Annotated in this window: 4 protein-coding genes; 2 read left to right on the forward strand and 2 right to left on the reverse strand. The window is 64.6% G+C overall.

The window, feature by feature from the left end; translation table 11 throughout:
- Positions 1-307: cadmium resistance transporter (locus G6021_RS16015; protein ID WP_182641727.1), on the reverse strand; the 307-nt coding region annotated here is incomplete at its 3' end.
- The gene (locus G6021_RS16020) at positions 304-663 is read right to left on the reverse strand and encodes a metalloregulator ArsR/SmtB family transcription factor (RefSeq protein ID WP_070721788.1); all 360 of its coding nucleotides are present in this window, start codon (positions 661-663) and stop codon (positions 304-306) included. The genes G6021_RS16015 and G6021_RS16020, both read right to left, overlap by 4 nt.
- A 209-nt stretch (positions 664-872) precedes the next feature.
- Between G6021_RS16020 and G6021_RS16025 the strand changes: the two genes are divergently transcribed.
- A complete protein-coding gene (locus G6021_RS16025; protein ID WP_182641728.1) occupies positions 873-1,469 on the forward strand; it encodes a recombinase family protein in 597 nt (198 codons plus the stop codon).
- Between the two features lie 193 nt (positions 1,470-1,662).
- Positions 1,663-2,246: recombinase family protein (locus G6021_RS16030; protein WP_241736629.1), on the forward strand; the 584-nt coding region annotated here is incomplete at its 3' end.

Here is a 2,246-nt window from a genome sequence, read left to right on the forward strand (position 1 = left end):
TTTTTGCGTCGTCGTCATCGTCATCGGTCCCTCGCCAGGACTGCCACGCGGCCCACAGTCCCAAGCCGAGTGGGATCAGTCCGAAGTAGGGGATGGCCTCTGGGGGCAGGAATGCGCCCGCGCCCAGGGAGACGAGTACAGCGGCGCCGAGGATGCCGACGAACCCGAGATACTGGCCGACCAGGATGCGTGCGGTGGTTCCACGTTGGCCTGCGCCGCGGGCGAAGAACAGTGAGAGGACGATGATGTCGTCGATGTTGGTGGCGATGAACAGGCCGATCGCCTGCAAGGCCGAGGTCAGGATCACGCGCCCGACCCCGTGTCGCAACAACCCGGCGCTGAGCAGGCTGGGTCCAGGCAGGAGGCGTTCTCGTTGACGGCGAGGGTGACCTCGACCAGGGAGGCTAGTGACTGCGCCAGGTGCGGATCTGCGATCTCATAGCGGGTCTGGCGGCCTTCGGGCACGGCGACCGCGATCCCGCAGTCGCGAAGGCACGCCAGATGGTTCGACACGTTCGAACGCGTCAGTTCTAAGTCGCGGGCCAGCTCCGCCGGATAGGCCGGCCGCTCCAGCAACGTCAGCAGTATCCGGGACCGCGTCGGATCGGCCATCGCCCGCCCCAACCGATTCATCACATCCACACGAGAAGCAACAGTCAGCATATGTTGAACTATACAGTGGTCGCTGAACTGTCGAGAAGGCGCCTTAAAAACCTAAAGGATTTCAAGACACCCGACACCGTCCAGGAAAGCGACCACTTTTGAGCAGTTTTCCTGGCTCTACGGCCACCCGCCGGTGTCTCATTAAGTCATCTTGGCGACATCTGTCTCAGGATCGGCCTCGGTAGGGGTTTCTGGGGCAGAATCGGGCCATGAGGCATCTGGGGTACACCCGCGTCAGTACCGCGAGTCAGGACGCGCAGTTGCAGTTGGATGCACTCGTAGATTCCGGGGTTCAGAAGCGCGACGTCTTCTCCGACGTCACCTCGGGGAGCCGGACCGCGATCGAGCGCCCGGGGATGAAGCGGCTGATGGACTACATCGAGCCCGGCGATACCGTCGTGGTGTGGCGCATTGACCGCCTCGGCCGCTCCCTGATCGATGTCCTCAATACCGTGAACCTGCTTCGCGACAAGGGCGTGAAGATCCGGTCGCTCTCGGACGGCATCGACCCGGAGACCACCTCCGGCCGGTTGATGCTGGGCATGCTCGCCACCCTGGCCGAGTACGAGCGCGAGCTCATCACTGAACGCGTCAACGCCGGCATCGCCGCGGCGAAGCAGAACGGCACGAGGTTCGGTCGGCCCCCGGTCGATCCCGCAGTGATCGCCGAAAAACTCGACATCGCCCAGGACGCCCGAAGAAAGGGCCGCACCGCCGCCGAAGCGGCCAGCTTGGTCGGATGGTCCCGCGCCACCCTCTACCGCCACCAGCAAGCCGCCCGAGCCCTCGAGGCGCTCGAGCCTTAATGCAGGTGGCGCCGTCAGGTATCGCCGCTAGAACGCCGCCACCGAGCAGCGCGATTTACCGGTACACCCATACGGGACGGTGGAGGCGCCACCATCGCCCCTGTGCCGCAGGGTTGAATTCGCCTGTTATGACACATCGTCCCGTCGGGTCTAGGGTGTATTGATACACAAGCCCGGGCGAAGGGGTCTTCTGATGGCTGATCGGGTCGGGACGTTGTTGAACCGTTCGGGTGACGGTGGCGAGGAGGTACTCATCGTCAGCCGCGGGAGAGTGCGGACTCGGTTCCGCCGCCGGGACGAGCTGGACTGGAACTTTCGGGTGGAGTCAACGGACTCTGAGAACATCGTCGAGGGGAAGCCGACGGCGGACCCGAAGCCGGCTCGACGAGCCTCGCGTCCGCGCGGGCAGCGGGTGGCGTACGTGCGAGTGTCGGCCGCCGATCAGAACGAGGCGCGCCAGCTCGCGGCGGTGGGGGAGTGCGACCGGGTCTATATCGAAAAACAGTCCGCACGCTCGCGTGCTGACCGCGAGAAGCTCGCCGAGTGCATCGGTTACCTCAGGGACGGTGACGAACTTGTCGTTGCGTCGATGGACCGGCTCGCTCGATCCCTAGTGGATCTCAAGCAGATCGTTGGTGAGATCACCGCGAAGGGCGCGAGCGTGAAGTTCGTCCACGAGCGGGCCACCTACGCCGCCGGCGCCCAGGATCCCCGCGCGGATCTAATGCTCTCTCTGCTTGGCGCCTTCGCGGAGTTCGAGCGAGCCATCATCCGTGA

It is taken from the genome of Dietzia sp. CW19 (genome assembly GCF_014145265.1).
GTDB classification, from domain to species: Bacteria; Actinomycetota; Actinomycetes; order Mycobacteriales; family Mycobacteriaceae; genus Dietzia; species Dietzia natronolimnaea.

What these genes read in the sequence shown, in the direction of transcription:
- G6021_RS16020 (WP_070721788.1), bottom strand. Translation starts at nt 663, where the DNA reads ATGCTGACTGTTGCTTCTCGTGTGGATGTGATGAATCGGTTGGGGCGG.
- G6021_RS16025 (WP_182641728.1), top strand. Translation starts at nt 873, where the DNA reads ATGAGGCATCTGGGGTACACCCGCGTCAGTACCGCGAGTCAGGACGCG.